This is a genomic window from Syntrophorhabdaceae bacterium (assembly GCA_028698615.1).
Taxonomy (GTDB): domain Bacteria; phylum Desulfobacterota; class Syntrophorhabdia; order Syntrophorhabdales; family Syntrophorhabdaceae; genus Delta-02.
The window spans coordinates 1-21,206 of record JAQVWF010000038.1; the positions used below are offsets into that span (position 1 = coordinate 1).

The window sequence follows — 21,206 nt, forward strand, 5'->3', positions numbered from 1 at the left end:
CAAAACAATAACCGGAAGGAGGAAAGACCATGGCCCAAGAACAGTCTACCACAAGCGGGGGAGCGATAATCCAGATTAATGAGGACCAGATAAAGGACCATCTCGGAGAGATCGTCAGGGGAACGGTCCAGGAGACGCTGAACACACTTCTCGACGAAGAGGCCTCACGCCTGTGCAATGCGCGAAGATACGAGCGGACCGAGGGACGCAAGGATACACGGGCAGGCCACTATACCCGTACGTTCCAGACAAAAGCCGGTGAAGTCGACATTAGGATGCCCAAGCTCAGGAGCCTGCCCTTCGAGACGGCGATCATCGAGCGATACAAAAGAAGGGAATCATCCGTTGAAGAAGCTCTCGTCGAGATGTACCTGGCCGGGGTATCAGTACGGCGTGTCGAGGACATAACCGAAGCCCTGTGGGGAAGCAGGGTGAGTCCCGGCACCGTCTCGAACCTCAACGCGAAGATATACGCCACCATCGAGGAGTGGAGAAGAAAGCCCATTGAAGGCGACCATCCCTACGTGTACCTCGACGGCATCGCATTAAAGCGCAGCTGGGGAGGTGAGGTCAGGAGCGTTTCGGTCCTTGTAGCGATCGGTGTGAACCACGAGGGCTACCGGGAGATCCTGGGCGTGGCGGAAGGAGCGCGGGAGGACAAGGAGAGCTGGACGTCCTTTTTGAGATATCTCAAGGAAAGAGGCCTTACAGGGGTTGAGCTCTTCATATCCGACAAATGTCTCGGTCTCGTCGAGAGCCTGGGGATGTTCTATCCCGACGCCCTGTGGCAGCGGTGCATCGTCCACTTCTACCGGAACGTGTTCACCGTGGTCCCTAAAGGCAGGATAAAGGAAGTCGCCGCCATGCTGACGGCGATCCATGCCCAGGAGGACAGGAAAGAGGCACAGAAGAAAGCGGCAGCGGTATCAAAGAAGCTAAAGGACATGAAGCTTACCAGAGCGGCGGACATGGTCAATGAGGGGATTCATGAGACGCTCGGCTATTACGGCTTCCCCCGTGAGCACTGGAGGAAGATCAGGACGAACAACCCCCTCGAACGGATCATGAAGGAGATCAGGCGGCGCACGCGGGTCGTCGGGTCCTTCCCCGATGGCAAATCGGCGCTCATGCTTGTGGCTGCCCGATTGCGTCACATTGCAGGAACGAAATGGGGAATGAATCAATATCTGAAAATGGACCGGCTGGAAGAAGAGGCCGCTGAAAGTCTGAAGGCATAACCGGATGAATGAGGTTGCCATGGAAAGTGCGAAAGATTCTTGACACTATCGAAATGCCGCAGGAACTATTTACACCTCATTGGGGCAAACTAAGAGAGATCATGGAGAAGAATACCCGGGAATCCTGAAGTGAGATTTAACCCCCGTTATTTCTGTCGCGCCATATTCAGGGCCGATATAGTTCCCCGGGTTGGTCTGAACTCAGGCACAGTCCGGGGGGAATCTGCTGAAAACTGAAGCGGAAGTTGACGTTAAGGACCGCAGGGAGGTTAGTGGCTCCCTGCCCGAGAACGGTGATCGCGATGAGCAACATGTACGGTGTTCTGACTGAAGCGTCAATTATGTTGGCCCCTTTTCGTGAAGGATATCCCCCTTTGTTTTCTTTCCGCTCTTCGCGCCAATTGATTTCAAGTATGCCAACAATTTACGATGACCAAATGTTTCGGCAATGTCATAAGCCGTATGACCATCTGAATTTGTTGTGTTCAAAGATGCGCCGATTGAAACCAGATATTGAATCCCCTCGATATACCCGCTGTAGGAATACCAGATTAATGGCGTATTGCCCTTCTTGCTTTTTACGTGAATGTCGGCGCCGGCTTCAACCAATATCTTTGATATCTCAACTTCCTTATTAAAAATAGGCGTCATGTTGTTTGCGTCGACCGAATTGACATCAGCGCCTTTTAAAAGAAGCATCTTTACGATTGCCTTGTTTTGCGTAATATGCAAAGGCGTTTCGCCGACATCGTTTTTTGCGTTGACATTAACGCCTTTTTCCAATTGCTGCCGAACGGTCTCCATATTATTTGCATATAAAGCTGAAAATAATGTCTGGACTTCTGTATCCACAGTCTTAACTGTTTCATGACTTTCAAGCTTATTGTGACTGTGTTTCCCCATCTTAGGTGCTATAAAGATCGCTGTAAATGCAATCGCCAACGTAAGCAACAGGCTGACGGCAATGATTGACATCCGCCACCACCCATATCGGGCCGTCCAAATCCAATACCCTGAAAATATCCCAATAAGCGGCAGGATAAAAACCACGAACCCGGGCGACATACCCGTTTTCATCATGGCTCGTATCGCGAATACGCACATCACAACACATATGATGCAACTTAAAAGAAAATAAACGAAACCGAATATTTTGATCAGTTTTGCCAATGTGCTTTTTACACTCATAAAAAACATCCCCAGATATTCTTTTCGGTCGTCATCTATGGCGCGGCAAACAAGATGACCTGCCCCCGTCTACTTTACCACTTTTTGGGTTAGCCTCTCAAACTTTTGACCGCACCCCGCCCCGTGCCGCCTATCCATTCTCCCTAAAGTATCATCTTTATTCAATTACATGGGGGTCAGCCTGTTCTCTTCTATGGTATTCTCATACAACACCCATCCACTCAACCGTAAGCTTCCTGCGTTGACATTTGAAAATTGGTAAGGTTTAATGTTTTTATACTGGCCGGCATTCCTTCGTCCTGACAAGGGGGGCTAAGATAAGACTCTTCCGTATCTACTGCACTATGATCACATTTTGGGGTTATGACAGTTCCCCTCCCTGCCATTTCTAAAACATCGCCACTGAACACGCAGAACCAGAATATCAAAGCAGCGGGGATCAGAATGAGAATAGTGATTGTCGTTGTCACCAAGGGCAGGCCTCACCAGTTAAAAGGTCCACAAAACTCCAGATACTGTCCAACAACGCTGCAAAGGAAGAAACCGTAAAGGGGGTAAAAGACAAATGCTGAAAAAGGTATTCTGTTTGATTTTCATATTTTCATTTATTGTGTCTTTTGGGACGGCATTTGCCGGCCCGGACATGAATCCCGGCAAGTGGGAGATCACCACGAAAACGGAAATGGCGGGCATGCCGCCGAAATCCATGACACACAACCAGTGTATCACGGCTGACGACCTGGTTCCCATGAGTAGGGATGCCAACCAGGAATGTCAGGTCACAGACATAAGAACCAGGGGGAACACCGTGTTCTGGAAAATATCCTGTGGCGGGCAGGGGGGCGGTAAAATGAACGGAACAGGATCGACCACCTACAATGGAAACAGCATGAACGGTGTCATGGACATGACGATCGTATCCTACGGAACAAAGGTGAAGAACATATTGTCCGGTCGGCGCGTTGGCCCCTGTGATGGTCAATCCAATGCCGCTGCATCCGGGACTGCTGCCCAGGCACCGCAGGAACGCTCCGAAGTTGAGGAAACCATCACCGAAGATACCAAGGACGTGGGCAAGGCGGCCAAGGATGAGGTTAAGTATAACACCATCAATGAGGTCCGCAAGGGCATCAGAAGTATTTTCAGGTGAATTCTTGACCAAAATCCACTAAACACAGGAGGATAGATCATGAATCGTTTTAAACTCGTTTTGGCGGCGTTGCTGATACCAATCGTTCTCACTCTTCCGGCTATGGCCAAAGACGTTAAGGAGCATTCCCTGGTCCGGCCTTTCCCCGGGTCTGTTCTGGCAAACAACATGTCGGACCATCGCAACTTCGATGCCTTCGATTTCTATTATTTCAACGAAAAAACAAAGAAACGGGAAAAGAAGACCGTAAAGGGTGAATATTGGAAACTTTTGTACGAGGTGCAGACGAAGTCGGGCCAGCGGGTCACAAACATTTCCACGCTGGAGTTTATTGAAAACTTCAAAACTGCCGCAAAAGAAAAAGGCGGACGGGTTGTTTGCGAAGACAGAGGTCTGGTTGTCCTTACCATCCCGCGTGAAGACGGCGGTATGACCTGGCTTCAAGTTCAACCGGTGTCCAATCTGGGGCAGCAGTATCTGTACATTGTCGACGAAAAGCCCTTCAAACAATCCCTTAACTTTGGCCCGGCGGAGATGAAAGCGGCCCTCGACAAGGACGGCAAAGTTGCCCTCTACGGAATTCTTTTCGACCTCGATAAGGCCACGCTCAAGCCCGAATCCGTCAAGCAGCTTCAGCATGTTTTGACCTTGCTGCAGACGCATCCTCAGTTGAAGCTCGAAATTCAGGGGCACACCGACAACCAGGGCTCGCCGCCATACAACGTGAAACTATCACAGCAAAGAGCTGAAACCGTCAACCAGTATCTCCAACTGTTCGGTGTCCGTCCGGAACGCCTGGTGGCTAAAGGGTACGGTCAGGACAAACCCGTCGCCCCGAACACCACAGAAGATGGCCGGGCCAAGAACAGGCGCGTGGAGCTTGTCAAGCGGTAGCCATGAAAAGTCGCACCCGAATGCGAAACACCATCAACTATTTGTGCAAAAAGGGGAATTGAGATGAAATCAATAGGGTTCCGAGATACAAAAAGACCTTTGTGCAACCTTCGAGGTGTGGCAATAGCGCTCCTGTTTCTTGTCTTTATTTGTTGGATGAAGGCAGGCCCGGTTTGTGGAGCAGACACGGTGCATGTGAATATCAGCGCCAGAGTCAAGTGGAACACCAGACCGCCGGAAGCTGCAAATTGTGCGCGAGCTCACAGTAATTACAGTTGGTCTGAAGGGGCCCTGGATTACTACATAACCGGCACAATGATCCGGGATGACGCCAATAGTCCGACGGTCTCCAAAAAAGGGCAATTCTTCCGCCCCGCGCTGAGATATAAAGCACAATCCATGGTTACAAAATATTCCTACCATGAACGGAAAATGTCATGCGCAAACCCCCCAATTGAAGACAATAGAAGCGGCGGCGGCGATATAACGCAATCCACCAAACTTTCCATTAACCTGTTATCGTCCATGGCCCAACCGTTTCTCAAGAACCTTACTCCCGCACAGAAGCAATTCGCGGCACAAATGCAGCAGCAATCCATGACAGTCCCCGATTACTACGAATTTGCCGCGGGGGGCCCGGGAATGGGACTGCACGGAAAAAGGATCCCCGGAGTCACTATCGGCCTGCAGATAAAGCTTCCCCCGTCGGGTGCCATGGATGGAGCACGTACCTGGTCCGCTGAGGCGAAGAAGGAGCCCCCTTCTTTCAAGATGGGGATCTATGACGTGCGGCAGGCCTCGGGAAACAAATCGTTAACGCCGCCGGAAGGGGGCAAGAAGAACGTTACCTACACGGTGCGCTGGTATATCGGAAAACAGCCCGTTGTGCCGCCGAACGCACCACCGAAAATAGAGGATAAAGACTGCGAAGAAATGAGAAAGGACATTACCTGGCTCGAAGCGACCGTAAAAGTCTGGGAAGACAGGGCGCTCCGGAATGAAATAAGGAACAAGTATGGAGATACCGCCTTTGGCAAGTATCAAGAAACGGTCGAGAAAACAATGGGTGAACAGTTCCCGAATCCGTCCACGGGAAAACCTGAGGAGACGGTATCGCTTATGGAAACTGATCCACATTGTACCGGCAATTGCGGGCCGGGAGAGAATAATCCTACCATAGATGTTGCGATCAACGGCCAATCGGTTCATCTTTACGAATATGACTCAACCGGCAAAGAGATAGCGCACGATGGCGCAGCCGAAGCAGCAGTCAGAGAGGGCTGGCAGAGCAAACACGGGGGGAGGGCAGGCGCAAGCAAGTTCGATGGCTGTTTGGAACACGAGAAAGCCCACGTCAGTGATTTTGTGAACAAGGGATATCCGGAAACCCTCGATGAATTTGCGGAATATGAACTGAACGGACTTCGCAAACAGCTGGAAAAACGTTATAAAGATCTGGCGGACATGGGGTGCTAAAACAACGTCATCGAGGCTTTCAAGCAGATATGCATCGCCTCGATATCGTCATGTTACAGACGGGGGTCTTTGTGCCGATCTTTTCCTGAATTGCCTTGAAAGTGATCATGGTCTACCCTTCAAGGTCTTTCTTCATTCTCTCATACTCTTCTTTTGTGATCAGGAATATTATCGACATTAATATCCCTCCGAACCCAAATCCGTAATGCATCATGCCCCCCATCCATCCGGATCGTGCGGACCATAAGAGCCTTCACCGGCGCAGGACACGAGCAGACCGGGTATCATCACAAGAAATAACAACGTTGTCGTTACGTCGGTCTATGAGCTATTCGATGACCATCCCTTTGCCGGTCTTCTGATATTCGAGCACGATATGCTCGGCGAAGGCCTCTCTCGCCTGGGAATTGGCTTGAAATCCACGCGATCTGCACCAATCGATAAATGTTTCCGGATCGAAGTCTGCGCGAATAGCTATATTACCAGTGCGCTTGATCTCTTCGAGCTCCCTTTTGACAAGGGTTGTCCAGTCTTCAAAAGTTGCGGGCATATTTTTTGAGTCGGTAAAAATCGCAAGCGCCCCGCGGTAAGCAGGCTCATCCTTAAACCAAACAATTCCTATGATATCGTTCAATGTGATGCCTCCTTTCGTCTATCGGGAAACTGGCGCACACAGGTCTATCATATTTGTCCTTCCCTGAATAGCTCAAACCGGTCTTCAAAGTGGTGGTGAAAAAACCACACCAAAAATAGATGCAAAAATAAACACGTTCCTGTCTGAATAAGACGTAGTCCCCTCCATAAGGATAGAGCTGCAAAAGTCTTTAAGCGGGTATCCAAACCCTGCTCCTTGTATTATTGTTGCAGAATACGAGCTGTTCTACAAGGGCGCCGAAAATTATCGTCGCATCTTTGAAATCCTTCCACTGTCTTTCGCCGATGCCATTCCGCATCCCGTAATGAACGCATGGACGTCCCCTGGCTGCCTGTTTCAACCTACCTGTACCGTTTCATACAATTATCGTAACATTCACCGCTTGCGGGTGGTTTCTTTCTGAAACATCCGGCTGCCTGGCAGAGACAGGGTCCGTTGGTGAGATTGCGGCAGGAAGGAGAGTTCCCCTTGTTGTGTAGATCGTACCGGCACTGAAACCTTCCCCCCTTTGGTTCAAGGCACCCGCACAGACAATCCTTGATCTCCTTGTCATCGCCGCCCCTGAGGTCTTTCAGCGTTACCCTGTTCTTATCGACCGCCGGATCAGCCGCATAGTACCAGCGATCCTGGAGTTTGATGTCGGCGAGTCTTTTGCCCGCAAAAAGGGAACCTACAAGTCCCTTTGTGTCCTTTGCTGCAATGAGCGGATTAATTTCAGAGCCTGGTGCAAAAAGCGTTTTCGCGTTGAAGATGGATCGGAGCCTCTCTATGTCGCTCTGAGTGGCATGTATGTATCCATCACCGCCTTCAACGGACATGCAGCCCGCTATGATAACACTTGCCAGCCGCGGCGGCCTGACTATGCCGAAGGTGGCCCAGAACTTCGACCAGGGCACTTTCATCTTGCCCAGGCCGAAAATATTCGGATTCGAATGGACGGAAAGCACCAGAACGTCCCCATCGCGAAGCTGCCCCAGGACCTTGCGTATAAGAGCCGCATTATCGGAATCCTCCTGGGCTTTAAGCTGACTCAGCACCTCTTTGCTCAAAGGAGATGTCTTTGGATAGGAAGTCGATAGTGTCGTCTGGATCGTGATACCCGTATCAGCGGCGGAAAGAAACAGCGGGCTGAGCAAGAAGAATGCTATAACCGCCATTCCCTGTATCATGATCATGTATCCACGTTTTCCTTGAAGGTATCCTGGCATATTCTTTCTCCTCGGCGGGAAATGGGCGTAACAGAGAAACGCTTTCGTTTCTCCTTGTAAAATACGCGCCGTCTGTCATCCTTGAAGAGACGCAGACCTTGAAGATTGTACGCAATGATCGAAGAAAATGGAATGAAAAGATGAGGATTGTTCAGAGCAAAGGTAATCATCATTGTTCCGGCAGTCACGCAGGACATCAAACGGCTGCCGCCGGCGGTTGGAGTCCGTCAGGTGCATCGTTCGTGTTTTTCGCTATTCGTTTACCTGATAACTGCTACAGGATAGTAGAGTGGAAGCTGCCAGGAAAGAATGGAGGCAAACAGCCACGCCAAAGCCACAATGCCCACAAGCCACAAAAATGTATCAGCATGTTCCTGCGCATTCTTCCTCATCAGAATACTCAGGAACGCCGCCAGCGGTAATACATAACCCAGGAACGAATAGCGATGGAAGAAGACGGTTGGAGAAGGCAGGGATACTAAGCTGGTCCTTAACCCGTATTGCAGCCAGTTGGCTTGCATAACGCCATATACGTGCACGAAAACAGCAATGAGCATGGTTGCCGCTGCCACCCCGACGGTTCGCACTGCGATGATCCTGTTCTCCATGTTCTCCCCGGCAGTCCAGCGCATGATCTACCTTAAAGGTTATTCCCGTCCGCAGTTTTTGTCAATCGAACGGTATTCACCGGAAGAATACCCGGAGTCAAAGACTGAGTGAAGAGGGCGGATAGAGAAAGAATGTCCCCTGGCTGCCTCGGGACATTCTACACGAAGGGGGCGGGCCATGGAGTGGTCATCCGGCAGCGTGATCCCGGGATGTTCCGTGCAAGGCGGCATGTGAGCCTCGCATTGCATTCAGGACTGAAATGAAGATCGGCCAGAGCCGCCGTTCCTATCCGAACAGCTCCTGCAGCCGCTGGCGGTCGGGGATGAGCCTGTCGTGATAATCCGGGAGATATTCCAGAGTCACCGTTCCATCCCAGCCCTTATCCTGCAGCACCTTCAGGATCTCGATGCCGTATGACTCCACCGGCGGATTGCTCAAGGCCTTCTCGCCATACGCGGGATCTATCCGGTTCTCTGGCAAATGCACGCTCACGATGTTGCCGGAATACTGCGCTATCAGCTCGAGGGCGTCCTGCTCGCTCAGGTGGCTTGTGTTGAGGACCATAGGGAGACCATGCTCAATTATTTCCATGGGGGTGAACATCCGACTTTTGTTCTTGAAGGTTTCAATCGCGACCCAGGCCCGGCTTCTGGTTTGGAGGGCCTTTATGTTGACCAGGGCTGTCGCCTGAAGCCGGGGCTTTCTTGCCCTCACGATGCGATCCTCGGGATGGAATACGGTGAACCGGGCACCGACCCTATCGGCGAGCTTCGTCACCTGGGCCGCCCAGGCCATGAAGGCGTTGCCGGCAAGGCGTCCATGGGGCGCATGTACTGAATTGACGAGAAGGCCCTTGTCGCGCACGAATGCCGCCAGCTCACGGAGACTGCCGATAACGGACCAGAATTCCTGCATGTCGTGGGGGACAGCAAGCTCGATAGGTATTCCCTCGAGGCCCGAGAGCCATTTGTCGAAGCTGTCGAAATGTACACTTCTGCGGATAGAGAATTTCACGGGGTCACCTTCACGTCACCTCTCAGGTGACGCACAAGGTCCAGGACCCCGCAGACACCTATTCCTCCTTCCCCTTGTGAGACGGGCTCGGCGCTTCCTCCGATGTAAGTATACACAGCAGAAGCGTAACTTCTAATATAGATGGTTGCAAGGAGTTTTTGGCAACTCAGGGGACATCCCTTGACATTTCTACGTGCCTGCCATAGAGAGACTTTTATGCCTGTTTATCAAGGAGGGTGATGTATGAAAACTATGTCTTCCGCGCTATTTTTGATCTTTATGGTGGTCGTCGCTGGTTGTGCTGCGGATACAGTCAAAACTGGTCAGTCGCCGGTTCGCACCGAAACCTGCAAGGCGGCGACGGAAAAGGAGATCGCCTCGCTCTTCGATAGATGGAATCAGTCGCTGCAAACGGGTGATGCGCATAAAGTCGTCGCCAACTATGCCGAGCGATCAATTCTTTTGCCAACGGTCTCAAATAAGCCACGCCTGACGGCAGCCGAAAAAGTAGATTATTTCCACCACTTTCTTGAGAACGGCCCATCAGGAGAAATTAATTTTAGAATGATAGATATAGGCTGCAACTCTGCTGTAGACGCAGGTCTCTATACGTTTACCTTCAACAAAACAGGCGCCAGGGTCAGTGCGCGATACACATACACCTATCGGTGGGATGGTGAACGGTGGCTCATTACCAGTCATCACTCTTCTGCTATGCCCGAGAAGTAACCGCTTGACCAATGAACCACCGGCGGATCATGGGATGTCCCATGCCTGCCCCTTTTCTTGACGAGAGCGAGGCTGATGAAAACATCAGTGACGAGAGCAGGCCGGGGATGTTCTCAAGGAATCAGGGAAATCAAGACCGTTCAAGCGTCTTTGAAGGATAACTTAATTTCTTAAGAGTCCCCTTGGTGCCACGACTGACAATACCTCCCGTACTCCTTCAGGAGAACCTCCGAATACTCTTTTCGGGCGAGATCCGATGACGGGATGTAGTTCTTCACCGCGAGTCTTTTGACGATCTCCTCGGCAGTTTCTGCGTTCACCTGCCTGCCTTCGGAGTAAACGCCGGCCAGCACATCTTCGAGGCCGACAACTCCGGTCTTCGAACCGTCGGGAAAGGTCAGTACCCGCATGCCGGGCATACTGGGCGTGCAGCAATACCTTCTTTTCTCGATGTCCTGCGACATGTTCCCTCCAGATACTATCTCGCCACGATCTTGCCCCTGGGTTCCTCTATGAACCTTCCTATGACCCAGTACTCCAGCGATGACTGCAACGCCGACGCCCTGAACCGGTCGGAGCACTCCTCCGCCAGGGCGATGAGGAGCCCGCCCGATGACTGAGGGTCGAAGATCAGGTCGCCGGTAAAGCCGGACTGCTCCATAATGACGTGGGGAACGTAGAAGTCACGGTTATTGTAGAGACCGCTGGGTATAAACCCCGCTTCGATCAGCCCCGGGACCTCCGGGAAAAAGGGAAGTTTCCCGGCGAAGATCTCGACACCAATGCTTTCCTTTATCATTTCCTTCAGATGACCCGCCAGTCCGAAACCCGTGACATCCGTTGCGGCTCTCGCCCCGGCGGATAGCATGGCTTGTGCGGCCCTGTCGTTCAGTTCCGTCATGGTCTTTATCAGACGTTCCCCGCCCTCCGGGGACAGCCTCTTGCCTCTTATCCCTGTCGACAGGATACCTGTCCCCAGGGGCTTTGTGAGAATAAGAACATCCCCGGGCTGCGCCCCTTTATTGAACACGATCCGGTCGGGGTGCACAAATCCGGTAACGGAGAGACCGTACTTGATCTCCTCGTCTTCAACACTGTGCCCGCCGAGGAGGCTCGCCCCGGATTCCCGGACCTTGTCTATGCCCCCGCGAAGTATCTCCTTCAGGATACCCATGCCGAAGCGCTTCGGAGAAAAACAGACCATGTTAAGGGCTGTCTTCGGCACTCCGCCCATGGCGTATATGTCACTCAGGGCGTTCGCCGCAGCTATCTGTCCGAAATGATAGGGATCATCAACAACGGGCGTAAAGAAGTCTATGGTCTGGACCATGCAGGCATCTTCACTGATACGGTACACTCCGGCGTCCTCGTAGCCCTCTATGCCGGCGATGACATTCTCATCCTGCGGTATGTCGATGCCGCAGAGCATGCGCGCAAGCTCTGACGGCCCGACCTTGGCGGCGCATCCGCCGAAACGCGTATGTTCTGTAAGTCGTGTTTCCTCCATGTGCTGTCCTTCTGTTCTCCAATCAGGAATTTATTGCGGAATCCAGCAGACAAGAAGTCTCGGAGGGGGCCCTAACCCCTCCTCACCCTAACCCTCCGTTCCCTTTCTGACTATGGTCCTCTTGTCCTCGGGAAGAGGCGGGGGAACAGGTTCGCCGACGATCTTTGTCACCGCACCGAATTTGGACGGACAGGCCGCGAGGCATGTCCCGCACCGTATGCATTTGTCCTGGTCGACGACGTGGACCTGATTCTTCGCGCTGATGATCGCGTCCGCAGGGCATCTCCGGGCACAGGTCATGCACGCCTGGCACCTGTCCGGATCGATCCAGTACGACGGAGCTTCCCGGATAAGGCCGTCTATTTCCTCAGAGGTGTAAAGCTTTGTGTAGTCCTCGTTTATGTCGTGGAGGGCTAGTTTCTTCATCTTGTCGAGTTTTATGTAGGGGACGAGTTTCGCGATCTTCTCGATCCGTGCGTTGAGTTCCGTTTTATCTATCCCCTCGCTCTTTCCGAGAGGCCCCAGCTCCTCCATCTCTCGGGCGAACTCGTTCATAATGTTGGCGAAACGGATCCCCTCGCCGGCGGAGACCCATTCGAGGCGCAATCTCTTCGGGTTTATGCCGATGTGTTCGAGGAGCTTCCTGCAGAGGCTCACCATGCTCATAGCGTCGTAATTGCCCTCGGGGTTGTAGTGACAGTCGTTGATGTGGCAGCCGCCGACGAACATCCCGTCCACTCCGTTCGCAAAAGCGAGGAGTATGTGCTTGAGGTCGACCCTTCCGGAGCACATCACCCGTATCAGTCTTATGTATGTAGGATATTGAAAGCGGGAGACCCCGCAAAGATCGGCCCCTCCGTAACAGCACCAGTTGCATATGATGCCCAGCATCTTCGGTTTGAACGTGCCTTCTGAACTCATGCTTTTTACCTCCCTGACGTGTTGTCCTCTAACCGTGCGGTACGCCTGTATGTTCTCCTAAGCGTTTCCGACCGCTTTGTCTTCCTGTTCCACGATGTCGCCCTTGCGGAGTCCAGCGAGTATCTGGCTGAATATCTCCTCATCGGTGTAGTGCTTGAGCGAAATGGCGCCCGTCGGGCATTTCGAGTTGCACAGGCCGCATCCCTTGCAGAGAACGGGGATCACCTCGGCCTTCCTTCCCTGTTTTGTCTCGCGAAGCTCGATGGCGTTGTACGTGCAGGCCGGGGCGCAGGCCCCGCATCCCATACACTGCTTTTCATTGACGGTGCAGACGGAGCCGGAGGCCACCACGGTATCGTTCGCCAGAAGGGTCAGGGCACGCCCCGCGGCCCCGTATGCCTGACTGATCGCCTCGGACATAAGCTTTGGGTAGTGGGCTGTGCCGCAGAGATAGACCCCTTCAGCGGCAAAATCGACGGGCCGCAACTTCACGTGGGCCTCCTGGCAGAAACCGTCGGGCCCGAGGGCCACCTTGAAGAGCCTGGACACCTCCTGACTTGCCGCCGAGGGTATGATGGCCGCCGCCAGCACGACAAGGTCGGCATCGAGTTCGACCGCTTTCCCGAGGACATAGTCCGGGGCCGTCACCTTGAGGACATCCCGGCCGTCCTCTGCTTTGCCGGGTTCGACAACTGGCTTGTTGTCCGGCTCGTAGCGGATGAACCTGACCCCTTTTCCCGCCGCCTCCCGGTAGTAGTCCTCCTTGAACCCGTATGTGCGCATATCCCGGAAAAAAACGCATACATCCATGCCCGGGCTTCTTTCCTTGAGGAGAAGGGCGTTCTTGATGGACTCGCTGCAGCATATCCTGCTGCAGTAGTTCCTTTCCTCGTTCCTGCAGCCCACGCACTGGATCATGACCGCGCTCTTGGCGCCCACGACCTTTTCATCCCCCGTGGCGATCCTTTCTTCCAGTTCCAGGTGGTTCATCACGCGGTCATCTTCCCCGTAGAGGTATTCCGTCGGGGTGTACAGGTCGGCGCCTATCGCGATGACGGTGGCGCCATGCTTTATCTCGACGGTCCCGCGGCGTGACGCTATCTTTGTTGTGAAGTTGCCGACGTAGCCGGTGGTTTCCGGGATGGTGGCACCGGTGTAGGCGTGTATCATGGGATGGCTGTAGACCTTCGCGACAAGGTCTTTGAGGAAGGCCTGGACGTCGAGCCCCTCGAGGGTGTAGTGGAGCTTGCGCACCATTCCTCCCAGTTCCTTTTCCTTTTCCACCAGCCAGACCTCGTGTCCCTGCTTCGCGATGGACAGTGCGCTGGTCATCCCGGAGATGCCGCCTCCCACCACGAGGGCCCTCTTGTCGACGGGCAGATCAAACTCCTGGAGGGGCTCAAGGTGGCAGGCCCTCGCCACGGACATCCTGATGATATCCTTCGCCTTCTGGGTGGCCGCCTCCTTTTCCTTGGAGTGGACCCAGGAGCAGTGTTCCCTGATGTTCGCCATGTCGTAGTAGTACTGGTTGATCCCCGCCTCGCGCAGGGTGTCCCTGAAGAGAGGCTCGTGTGTTCTCGGGGTGCAGGCGGCGACGATGACCCTGTTGAGACCCCTTTCCTTGATATCCTTCGCGAGCATCGCCGCCGCCTCGGTGGAACAGATGAAAAGACTCTCCTCGGCATGAGCGACGTTGGGCAGCGAAAGGGAATACGCCACCGTGTCGGGTACGTTCACTATCCTTCCGATATTGGCCCCGCAGTGGCACACGTAGACACCTATCTTAGGCTCCTCCCCGGAGACGTCCCTCTCCTCGGGATAGACCCTCTCCTTCGAGAGATTACCCCGCCTGTAAGAGAGGATCTCTCCGCACATGGACCCGGCGCCGCTGGCGCTCAGGACCGATTCGGGTATGTCCATGGGCCCCTGGAAGGCGCCGCTGACGAATATTCCCGGGCGGGTTGTCAGGAGTGGATTGGCAGGGTTTACTTTGCAGAATCCATGGGAATTGAGCTCGATGCCGAAGGCGTCCGCGATGCCTTTCAGGTTGGCAGGCGGAGCGAGGCCGACGGAGAGCACCACCATGTCGAATTCCTCTTCCTTCACCCCGTCGTCGGGAGTGGAATACCGCACGGTTACGTTCTTCGTCACCGGGTCTTCCCGCTCTATGGACACGTAGCTCCTGATGAACCGGATGCCGGGGAGGTTCTCCGTTCTCTGGTAGAACCGCTCGAAGTCCTTCCCGTAGGAACGGATGTCGTTGTGGAATATGGTACACCTGGCGCCGTCGTCATGGTCCTTCGTGAGGATCACCTGCTTCTGGGTGTAGGTGCAGCACACCGCCGAGCAGTAGCTGTTTCCGCCCTCGGTGACCTGCCGCGAGCCTACGCAGTGTATCCAGGCTATATTGTGGGGGTGTCTTTTGTCGGAGACCCGCAGTATCTCGCCTTCATAGGGCCCCGTGGCGCACAGGAGCCTTTCGTAGTCGAGGGCGTTGACGACGTTCACGAAATCGCCGTAGTGGTATTCTTCCCTCAGGCGGGCGTCGAAGGGCTCGATGCCGGGCGAGAGTATGATGGCTCCCACCTTTATTGCCATCCTTTCCGGTTTCTGGTCGAAGTTTATCGCATTCGTCTTGCAGGCCGCTTCGCAGATACGGCACTTCCCCTCCTTGAGATAGAGGCAACTCTCGTCCACGTAGGTCACGAGAGGGATTGCCTGCGCGAAGTAGATGTGGATGGCCTTGTTGTTCGAGATGCCCTGGTTGAACTGGTCGGGATACTTGACGGGGCAGTATTCCACGCATACAGTGCAGCCGGTGCACTTGGTCTCGTCCACGTACCTCGGTTTCCTGACGACGGTTACCGTGAAATCCCCCGCCTCCCCCTCGACCTTCTCCACCTCGGAGTAGGTAAGCATCTCTATGTTGGGGTGCCTCTTGCACTCGACGAACTTGGGGGATTCGATGCACATGGAACAGTCGTTGGTGGGAAATGTCTTGTCGAGATGCGCCATCTTGCCGCCGACGGTCGGCGATTTTTCCACAAAGTAGACCTTGAATCCCGCGGTGCCGAGGTCGAGCGCGGCCTGTATGCCGCTGATGCCGCCTCCGACGATCATGACGTCACCAAAATTGCCCTGCGGTAGATCCTTGCGAAGATGACTCTCGGCCTGTTCCCTTTCGATAAGCTCTTTTTCCACTTCTGTCACCTCACCTGATTATTTTGTGCCCGAAAGATTCGGGTTATGTTCCAAAAAAAGGACCTGGTTCACATGCCTCCGTATCGGATCCCAAAAGGAGAATGAACAGATGTTCAATTCCTTCGTTACGCTTTCTGGACATTCACCGCGCAGGCCTTGTACTCAGGTGTCTTTGTCACAACGTCATAGGCGTTGTTGGTAAGCCAGTTGCAGTTGCCGTCGCGGTAATGGAACGTCATCCATACCATGCCTCTCGGGATCGTGTCCGTGACGCGGGCCGGCACGGTCACTTTTCCGCGCCTCGATTCCACGACAACCATGTCTCCGTCTGATATCCCCTTTTCTTTTGCGTCATCGATGGATATATCGGCGGTTTCCCGGCTGTAGATGAAATCCATGCCGCTTCGCCCGGTCTGGGTCCTCGTGTGGTACTGGGAAAGCCTTCTGCCGGTACTCAGGACAAAGGGGTAATCCCCGTCGGGGACCTCTTCCGGGGGGGTCCATTCGATGCCTTTGAGGATTCCTTTCCCATGCGTGAACTGCCCGTCCCTGTGAACGATCGTGGTACCGGGATGGTCCTCGTTGGGGCATGGCCACTGCAGTCCGTCCTTTTCAATCCGGGAGAACCTGATGCCGGCGAACATCGGGCACAGGACGGCCAGTTCGTTGTCGCAGATCTCCCGCCCGCTATTGGACGCCCAGTCATGCCCCATCTTCCTCGCCGTTTCCTTGAATATCCACCAGTTCGGCCTCGCGACGCCGGGAGGGCCCTTGATCGTCCTGACCATACTTACCCGCCTTTCCAGACTTGTGAATGTTCCCTCGTCCTCGCACCAGGAAGCGGAAGGCAGGATGACATTGGCAAATCTGGTCGTCTCGTTGGGAAAGATGTCCTGGACGACGAGAAACTCCGCAGACCCCAGGCACTTTTCGGCGTGGGTGATATTCGGCTCGGCATTGGCCAGGTTTTCCCCGAATACCCACAGCGCCCGTATCTTCTTCGTGAGCAACCCCTCCATCATGGCAGGTATCACCAGCCCCGGTTTATCGGGAAGGCCTGCAACACCCCAGGCTTTCATGAACTTCTCCCTGTTCTCCGGTACGGCCACACTTTGGTAGCCGGGAAAAACATTCGGCAGTGCGCCCATGTCGCAGGCACCCTGCACGTTGTTCTGTCCGCGGAGCGGGTTCACGCCGCCGAATTCGACTCCCATGTTCCCGAGCAGCATCTGGAGGTTCGCGCAGCTCATCACGTTGTTCGTACCGCAGGAGTGCTCCGTTATCCCCAGCGTGTAGATCAGCATCGACGGCCTTATGGCGGCCATCTCCCGGGCGATCCGCACTATCGTTTCCGCGGGTACCCCGGATATCTCGGCCGCTTTCTCCGGAGGGTAGTCCATGACGGTCTTCTTGAGTTCTTCAAACCCTGTGCAATGGTCTTCCACGAACTTCCTGTCATACAGGTTTTCGTTGATAAGCACGTTCATAATGCCGTTCAAAAAGGCCACGTCGGAACCGACCTTGATCTGCGCGAATATGTCGGCACGTTTGGCGAGCTCATGTCTGCGCGGATCGGCAACGATGAGTTTCGCGCCCTTTGAGATCGCTTCCTTCACATAATAGGATGCAACGGGATGGGCCTCCGTCATGTTCGTTCCGATGAGGAAGAGCATCTTCGCGTTCTTGTACTCGATGATGGAGTTGGTGCCGGCCCCCGACCCGAAGGACGCGGCAAGTCCGGCAACCGTTGGCGCGTGACAGACCCGGGCGCAATGGTCGATGTTGTTTGTCTGGAAGACAGCCCTGAACAGTTTTTGCATATTGTAGGAATCTTCGTTGATGCTCCGCGCGCAACTGATACCCGCGACGGCATCGGGACCGGATTTCTTTATTATCTCTTTGAACTTGCCCGCAACAAGATCAAGCGCTTCGTCCCAGGAAGCCTCCCGGAATTGCCCGTCCTCCTCGCGGATGAGCGGCGTGGTGAGCCTGTCTTCAGAGTAGATGAAATCATAGCCGAAACGGCCCTTGACGCAGAGGCGGCCCTGGTTCGGCAGGCCGTCCTCGACACCGGTCACCCTCACTATCCGCTCCCCCTTGACATGAAGGTTGAGCTGGCAGCCGACACCACAGTACGGGCAGGTTGTGCGGACCTGTTTTGTCTCGTAGGTGCGTCCCAGGCCGATCGCCTTTTTTTCTGTCAAGGCCCCCACGGGGCACACCTGCACGCATTGTCCGCAGAAGACGCAATTGCTGTCCTGCAGGGGTGTGTCGTAGGCGGTGGCTATTTTGGTGTCGAACCCCCGGTTGATGGTCTTGATAGCCTCTATCCCCTGGAATTCCTTGCAGACACGGACGCATCTCAGGCACAGGATACACTTGTTGTAGTCACGCACTATGAAAGGGTTGGAGAAGTCGATGGGATGGTCGTACCTTTCCCCTTCCGTCCGGGGCGAGGTAACCTTCAGCTCGTAAGCCAGGTCCTGGAGGTCGCAGTTGCCCATCTTTTCGCAGGTCATGCAGTCCAGCGGATGGCACGATACCAGGAGCTCAACAATGAAACGGCGGGCGTTCAAGACCCGCACGCTGTCGGTCCGTACCACCATGCCCCGGATTACCGGGGTCGAGCAGGCCGCTAACAGGTTTCTCTGACCCTCGACCTCCACCACGCAGATCCTGCAGGCTCCGGTCGGGGCGAGACCCGCCAGGTGACACAGGGTCGGAATCTTGAACCCGTTGGCTCTGGCTACATCAAGGATCGTCTGACCTTCATCGCCTTCACAAACCTTCCCGTTGACCGTAATCTCCATCAATAATCCCTCCTTCATCTCAGTACGAGTGCTCAGTTCATCACGAGCGTGAAGTGCCGCATTCTCTCGGCCGGCCCGGTGTTCCCGGAATGATGAAACATGTTCTCTCGGGCGCAGCCCGGGATGGCAGAAAGAGCATCATGGACATTGAGATCAAGACCCAAATCCGGCCACGCTGGTGGGCGGCTTGGCGTGGAGACCTCCCCTGAAACAAAAGATCCGGCCGCAGATTTCTGCGCCGGACCCCGGGAGAGGCAATGAGTGTGAGGCTAAGGCGGAGAAACTGCGAACTCGGTCACAACGGAAAGCCACCCGGGCTCCCGGTATGTTCCTCAGCCTGATTGTGGAAGTATATATGCTATCCTGTACATATTCCTTTAACCTTTTTGACTAATAGTCAATCTAACTTAATCCCCCGCCGGAAGTCAAACATAAGTGCATTCCTTCGTGCTTTATTTCGAGGTTGACCAGGGGTCGGGGGGGAATGCAAAAAGATTGTATCACGCCCGCATGGCTCAAGTTCGCTGAGAGGACAGGGAAACGCAGTGAAAGATGGCCGCACTCGCATCGCCTTCAGCGAATACATGACCGCTGATTGAGAACCTGACTCTGGAAGTTGTACGATACGTGAGGCATGGTCATGAGAAGAAGGAGGGCCTAGAGGAACACGGGATGTCCCCTGGCTGCCAGCTGCCCAAGGAGGTTAGTGGCTCCCGGGCCATTGTTTTCCGGGATAAGCCCAGTCTTCATGATCGGCCGAACCAGCGGCCCACCCCTCTTCGGATGTCTTGTGAGTCAGATGGTGCTCATCAAACATGGTATCGATCCACGGTGGAAAAGTTGAATACTTGGTCTTGTCATAGCCGAGAGCGGCCTCCAGTTCATCAGGGATATAGTCCTGGTCCTTATCGACATAGATCACCTGACCGCTTTCATTGGTATATTGTCCTGCTATTGGTCGTCCCCCCCTCGGGTTCCACCACTCTCTCCAGTGCTTTCTGTGAGAGAGCTCATGGAGAAGGACGATTGCGAACGCATCAATTCCAGAGACCGACTTCGGAGGACCAAGAACGAAGCCGTATTCCATGTCTGAGTTCAAATTTGTGATCAGGTTACATATATTCACATGAGAGTCGCCATGAAATCTGCCATCGTCATCCATCTTTTGATCATAGTAGCCGTAACACTTCTTTTCCACCACGCAACCATCCGTATTCCCTCGATAAAAAACATCTTTCCCGACCTTCTGCCCCTGGCCCGCCGCAGTCTGCATCCAGTAGTGGAACCAATTGGGCTGGTCGGGATTAAAGCTGCTCGGTTTATCTCTTTCAAAGAAAAGCTGGACGTTCTGCCGGGCTGTAAGCTTTCCGCAAATTGTACCGGCGTCGCCTTCCACCGTTATCACCGTGTTGCCGAGGTCCTTGTTGTACTCAGGAAGCCCCTCGTAGATTATCGTGATCTGGCGACCTTTTCTATCCTCCGGTATAAACCGGACCGAAGAGCCTGTCTTTTCCGGAACCGACCAAGCCAGATCCTTGGCGTACTTTTCAGGGAAATCATCATTTACGCGAGCCTGAATTTGAACACTCCTGGTATCTGAATCAAAAAGAAACTTGTGGTTGAATTCAGGGCTCGCCACGTTCAACTTCATATCGCAGGCGGGAAAGAAATCAAATTCGATCCCTATATTCCCGTGCTTATAACTTTGTTCTTCGTCTCTATCGTTATCTCCATTATAGACAACCGTTGTTTTGAACTTTTCCTTTTTTTGTATGGCTTCGATGACACGGTCATAATCTATGGATGCCAGCATTTCGTTATTCAAAAGAAGGGGGCCGATATTCCATTCATTCGTTCCTTTCCCGAAAACGAGCTTGGCACCCGTGACGTAAAAGGGATCTTCGCTGACATAGGGAGTATGAAACTGAATGGTGCCAAAATTGGCTCCCATAAGGTTTTTCGCAGAAAGATCGTGAAATGAATAATCGATCCATTTTCTACACGTTCCCCCCCGGGGATTCTGGCAACTTCTTCCAAAACCCTTGATCAATCTCAGCACATCTTCGCCTTTGAATACCTGAGCCGACCCGTGAAGCGCGAGTATTTTCTTATCCGTTTTATGCCACAGCTCACCCAGGTAGGTCTGTTGATATTTGAACTCATAAAAATTGTCGCTCATGTTTTGAAAGTGTTCCTGCCATGTCAGTCTAACGCGTAAAGGAACACAGGAATCCTTCATCTGAAAGACATGCCCGAAAAGGTCAATGATCTCTGTTTCCGGTGGAACCGCATACTGCTTCATCATCTTTTTCGCATAGCATGGCTCGATCATTAATTCGGCTGCAACACAGGGCTGCATCGTTCCAATTGCGATAAAAGAAGCGAAAACGAAGACAATAAAAGACATCAAAAGCCGCATCAAATCCCCCTGTGATTGATCTCCCAACGCCGATGTTTACAATACTACGCGGCGAAGAAATTGTAAATAAGACCGTTCCTGACTATCCCCCCCTTTTTTTGCCTGAGGCAGGGTCGGAATAGGAGTTCCCTTTTTGGAGCAGGTATGGGAAGATTCTGTCACGAAGACCCATGATGTTGTTCATTGC

16 protein-coding genes are annotated in these 21,206 nt (G+C 53.5%); 5 read left to right on the plus strand and 11 right to left on the minus strand.

What is annotated here, in order from left to right; translation table 11 throughout:
* The first annotated feature begins 29 nt into the window (after positions 1-29).
* Positions 30-1,238 carry an IS256 family transposase gene (locus PHC90_11175; protein ID MDD3846906.1) on the plus strand — a complete coding sequence of 403 codons (1,209 nt, stop codon included), beginning with the start codon at positions 30-32 and terminating at the stop codon, positions 1,236-1,238.
* A 339-nt stretch (positions 1,239-1,577) separates the two neighbouring features.
* On the opposite strand, the gene PHC90_11180 is transcribed toward PHC90_11175, so the two are convergent.
* Positions 1,578-2,426, minus strand: coding sequence for an ankyrin repeat domain-containing protein (locus tag PHC90_11180; protein MDD3846907.1), 849 nt, complete (start codon positions 2,424-2,426; stop codon positions 1,578-1,580).
* A gap of 643 nt (positions 2,427-3,069) precedes the next feature.
* On the opposite strand from PHC90_11180, the gene PHC90_11185 reads away from it, so the two are divergent.
* The 3 genes from PHC90_11185 (at position 3,070) to PHC90_11195 (ending at position 5,946) form a co-directional block, all read left to right on the plus strand.
* Entirely contained in the window at positions 3,070-3,576 is a 507-nt protein-coding gene (locus PHC90_11185; GenBank protein MDD3846908.1) for a DUF3617 family protein, read from the plus strand.
* 39 nt (positions 3,577-3,615) lie between these two features.
* Positions 3,616-4,470 carry an OmpA family protein gene (locus tag PHC90_11190; protein ID MDD3846909.1) on the plus strand — a complete coding sequence of 285 codons (855 nt, stop codon included), beginning with the start codon at positions 3,616-3,618 and terminating at the stop codon, positions 4,468-4,470.
* A 525-nt stretch (positions 4,471-4,995) separates the two neighbouring features.
* Entirely contained in the window at positions 4,996-5,946 is a 951-nt protein-coding gene (locus PHC90_11195) for a hypothetical protein (protein MDD3846910.1), read from the plus strand.
* Between the two features lie 328 nt (positions 5,947-6,274).
* Here the strand turns inward: PHC90_11195 and PHC90_11200 are convergent, their stop codons facing one another.
* The 4 genes from PHC90_11200 to PHC90_11215 all read right to left on the minus strand — a co-directional run bounded on the left by PHC90_11200 (position 6,275) and on the right by PHC90_11215 (position 9,432).
* Positions 6,275-6,580 carry a hypothetical protein gene (locus tag PHC90_11200; protein MDD3846911.1) on the minus strand — a complete coding sequence of 102 codons (306 nt, stop codon included), beginning with the start codon at positions 6,578-6,580 and terminating at the stop codon, positions 6,275-6,277.
* A gap of 362 nt (positions 6,581-6,942) precedes the next feature.
* Positions 6,943-7,809, minus strand: a complete 867-nt coding sequence (locus PHC90_11205; protein ID MDD3846912.1) for a hypothetical protein — start codon at positions 7,807-7,809, stop codon at positions 6,943-6,945.
* 260 nt (positions 7,810-8,069) lie between these two features.
* Positions 8,070-8,417, minus strand: a complete 348-nt coding sequence (locus tag PHC90_11210) for a hypothetical protein (protein MDD3846913.1) — start codon at positions 8,415-8,417, stop codon at positions 8,070-8,072.
* A gap of 286 nt (positions 8,418-8,703) precedes the next feature.
* On the minus strand, positions 8,704-9,432 hold the full coding sequence (locus tag PHC90_11215; GenBank protein MDD3846914.1) for a hypothetical protein: 729 nt from the start codon (positions 9,430-9,432) through the stop codon (positions 8,704-8,706).
* A gap of 243 nt (positions 9,433-9,675) precedes the next feature.
* Here PHC90_11215 and PHC90_11220 point away from each other — a divergent pair, with 243 nt between their 5' ends.
* Positions 9,676-10,161, plus strand: a complete 486-nt coding sequence (locus PHC90_11220) for a nuclear transport factor 2 family protein (protein ID MDD3846915.1) — start codon at positions 9,676-9,678, stop codon at positions 10,159-10,161.
* A 170-nt stretch (positions 10,162-10,331) separates the two neighbouring features.
* On the opposite strand, the gene PHC90_11225 is transcribed toward PHC90_11220, so the two are convergent.
* The 6 genes from PHC90_11225 to PHC90_11250 form a co-directional block, all read right to left on the minus strand.
* Positions 10,332-10,625 carry a hypothetical protein gene (locus tag PHC90_11225; protein MDD3846916.1) on the minus strand — a complete coding sequence of 98 codons (294 nt, stop codon included), beginning with the start codon at positions 10,623-10,625 and terminating at the stop codon, positions 10,332-10,334.
* Positions 10,626-10,639: 14 nt separating this feature from the next.
* On the minus strand, positions 10,640-11,668 hold the full coding sequence (selD, locus tag PHC90_11230) for a selenide, water dikinase SelD (protein MDD3846917.1): 1,029 nt from the start codon (positions 11,666-11,668) through the stop codon (positions 10,640-10,642).
* Between the two features lie 87 nt (positions 11,669-11,755).
* Positions 11,756-12,589 carry a hydrogenase iron-sulfur subunit gene (locus tag PHC90_11235; GenBank protein ID MDD3846918.1) on the minus strand — a complete coding sequence of 278 codons (834 nt, stop codon included), beginning with the start codon at positions 12,587-12,589 and terminating at the stop codon, positions 11,756-11,758.
* Between the two features lie 57 nt (positions 12,590-12,646).
* Complete coding sequence (locus PHC90_11240) at positions 12,647-15,775, minus strand: CoB--CoM heterodisulfide reductase iron-sulfur subunit A family protein (protein MDD3846919.1); 3,129 nt, start codon at positions 15,773-15,775, stop codon at positions 12,647-12,649.
* A 140-nt stretch (positions 15,776-15,915) separates the two neighbouring features.
* Entirely contained in the window at positions 15,916-18,600 is a 2,685-nt protein-coding gene (gene fdhF, locus PHC90_11245) for a formate dehydrogenase subunit alpha (protein ID MDD3846920.1), read from the minus strand.
* A gap of 703 nt (positions 18,601-19,303) precedes the next feature.
* The gene (locus PHC90_11250) at positions 19,304-20,413 is read right to left on the minus strand and encodes a hypothetical protein (protein MDD3846921.1); all 1,110 of its coding nucleotides are present in this window, start codon (positions 20,411-20,413) and stop codon (positions 19,304-19,306) included.
* Between the last annotated feature and the right edge of the window lie 793 nt (positions 20,414-21,206).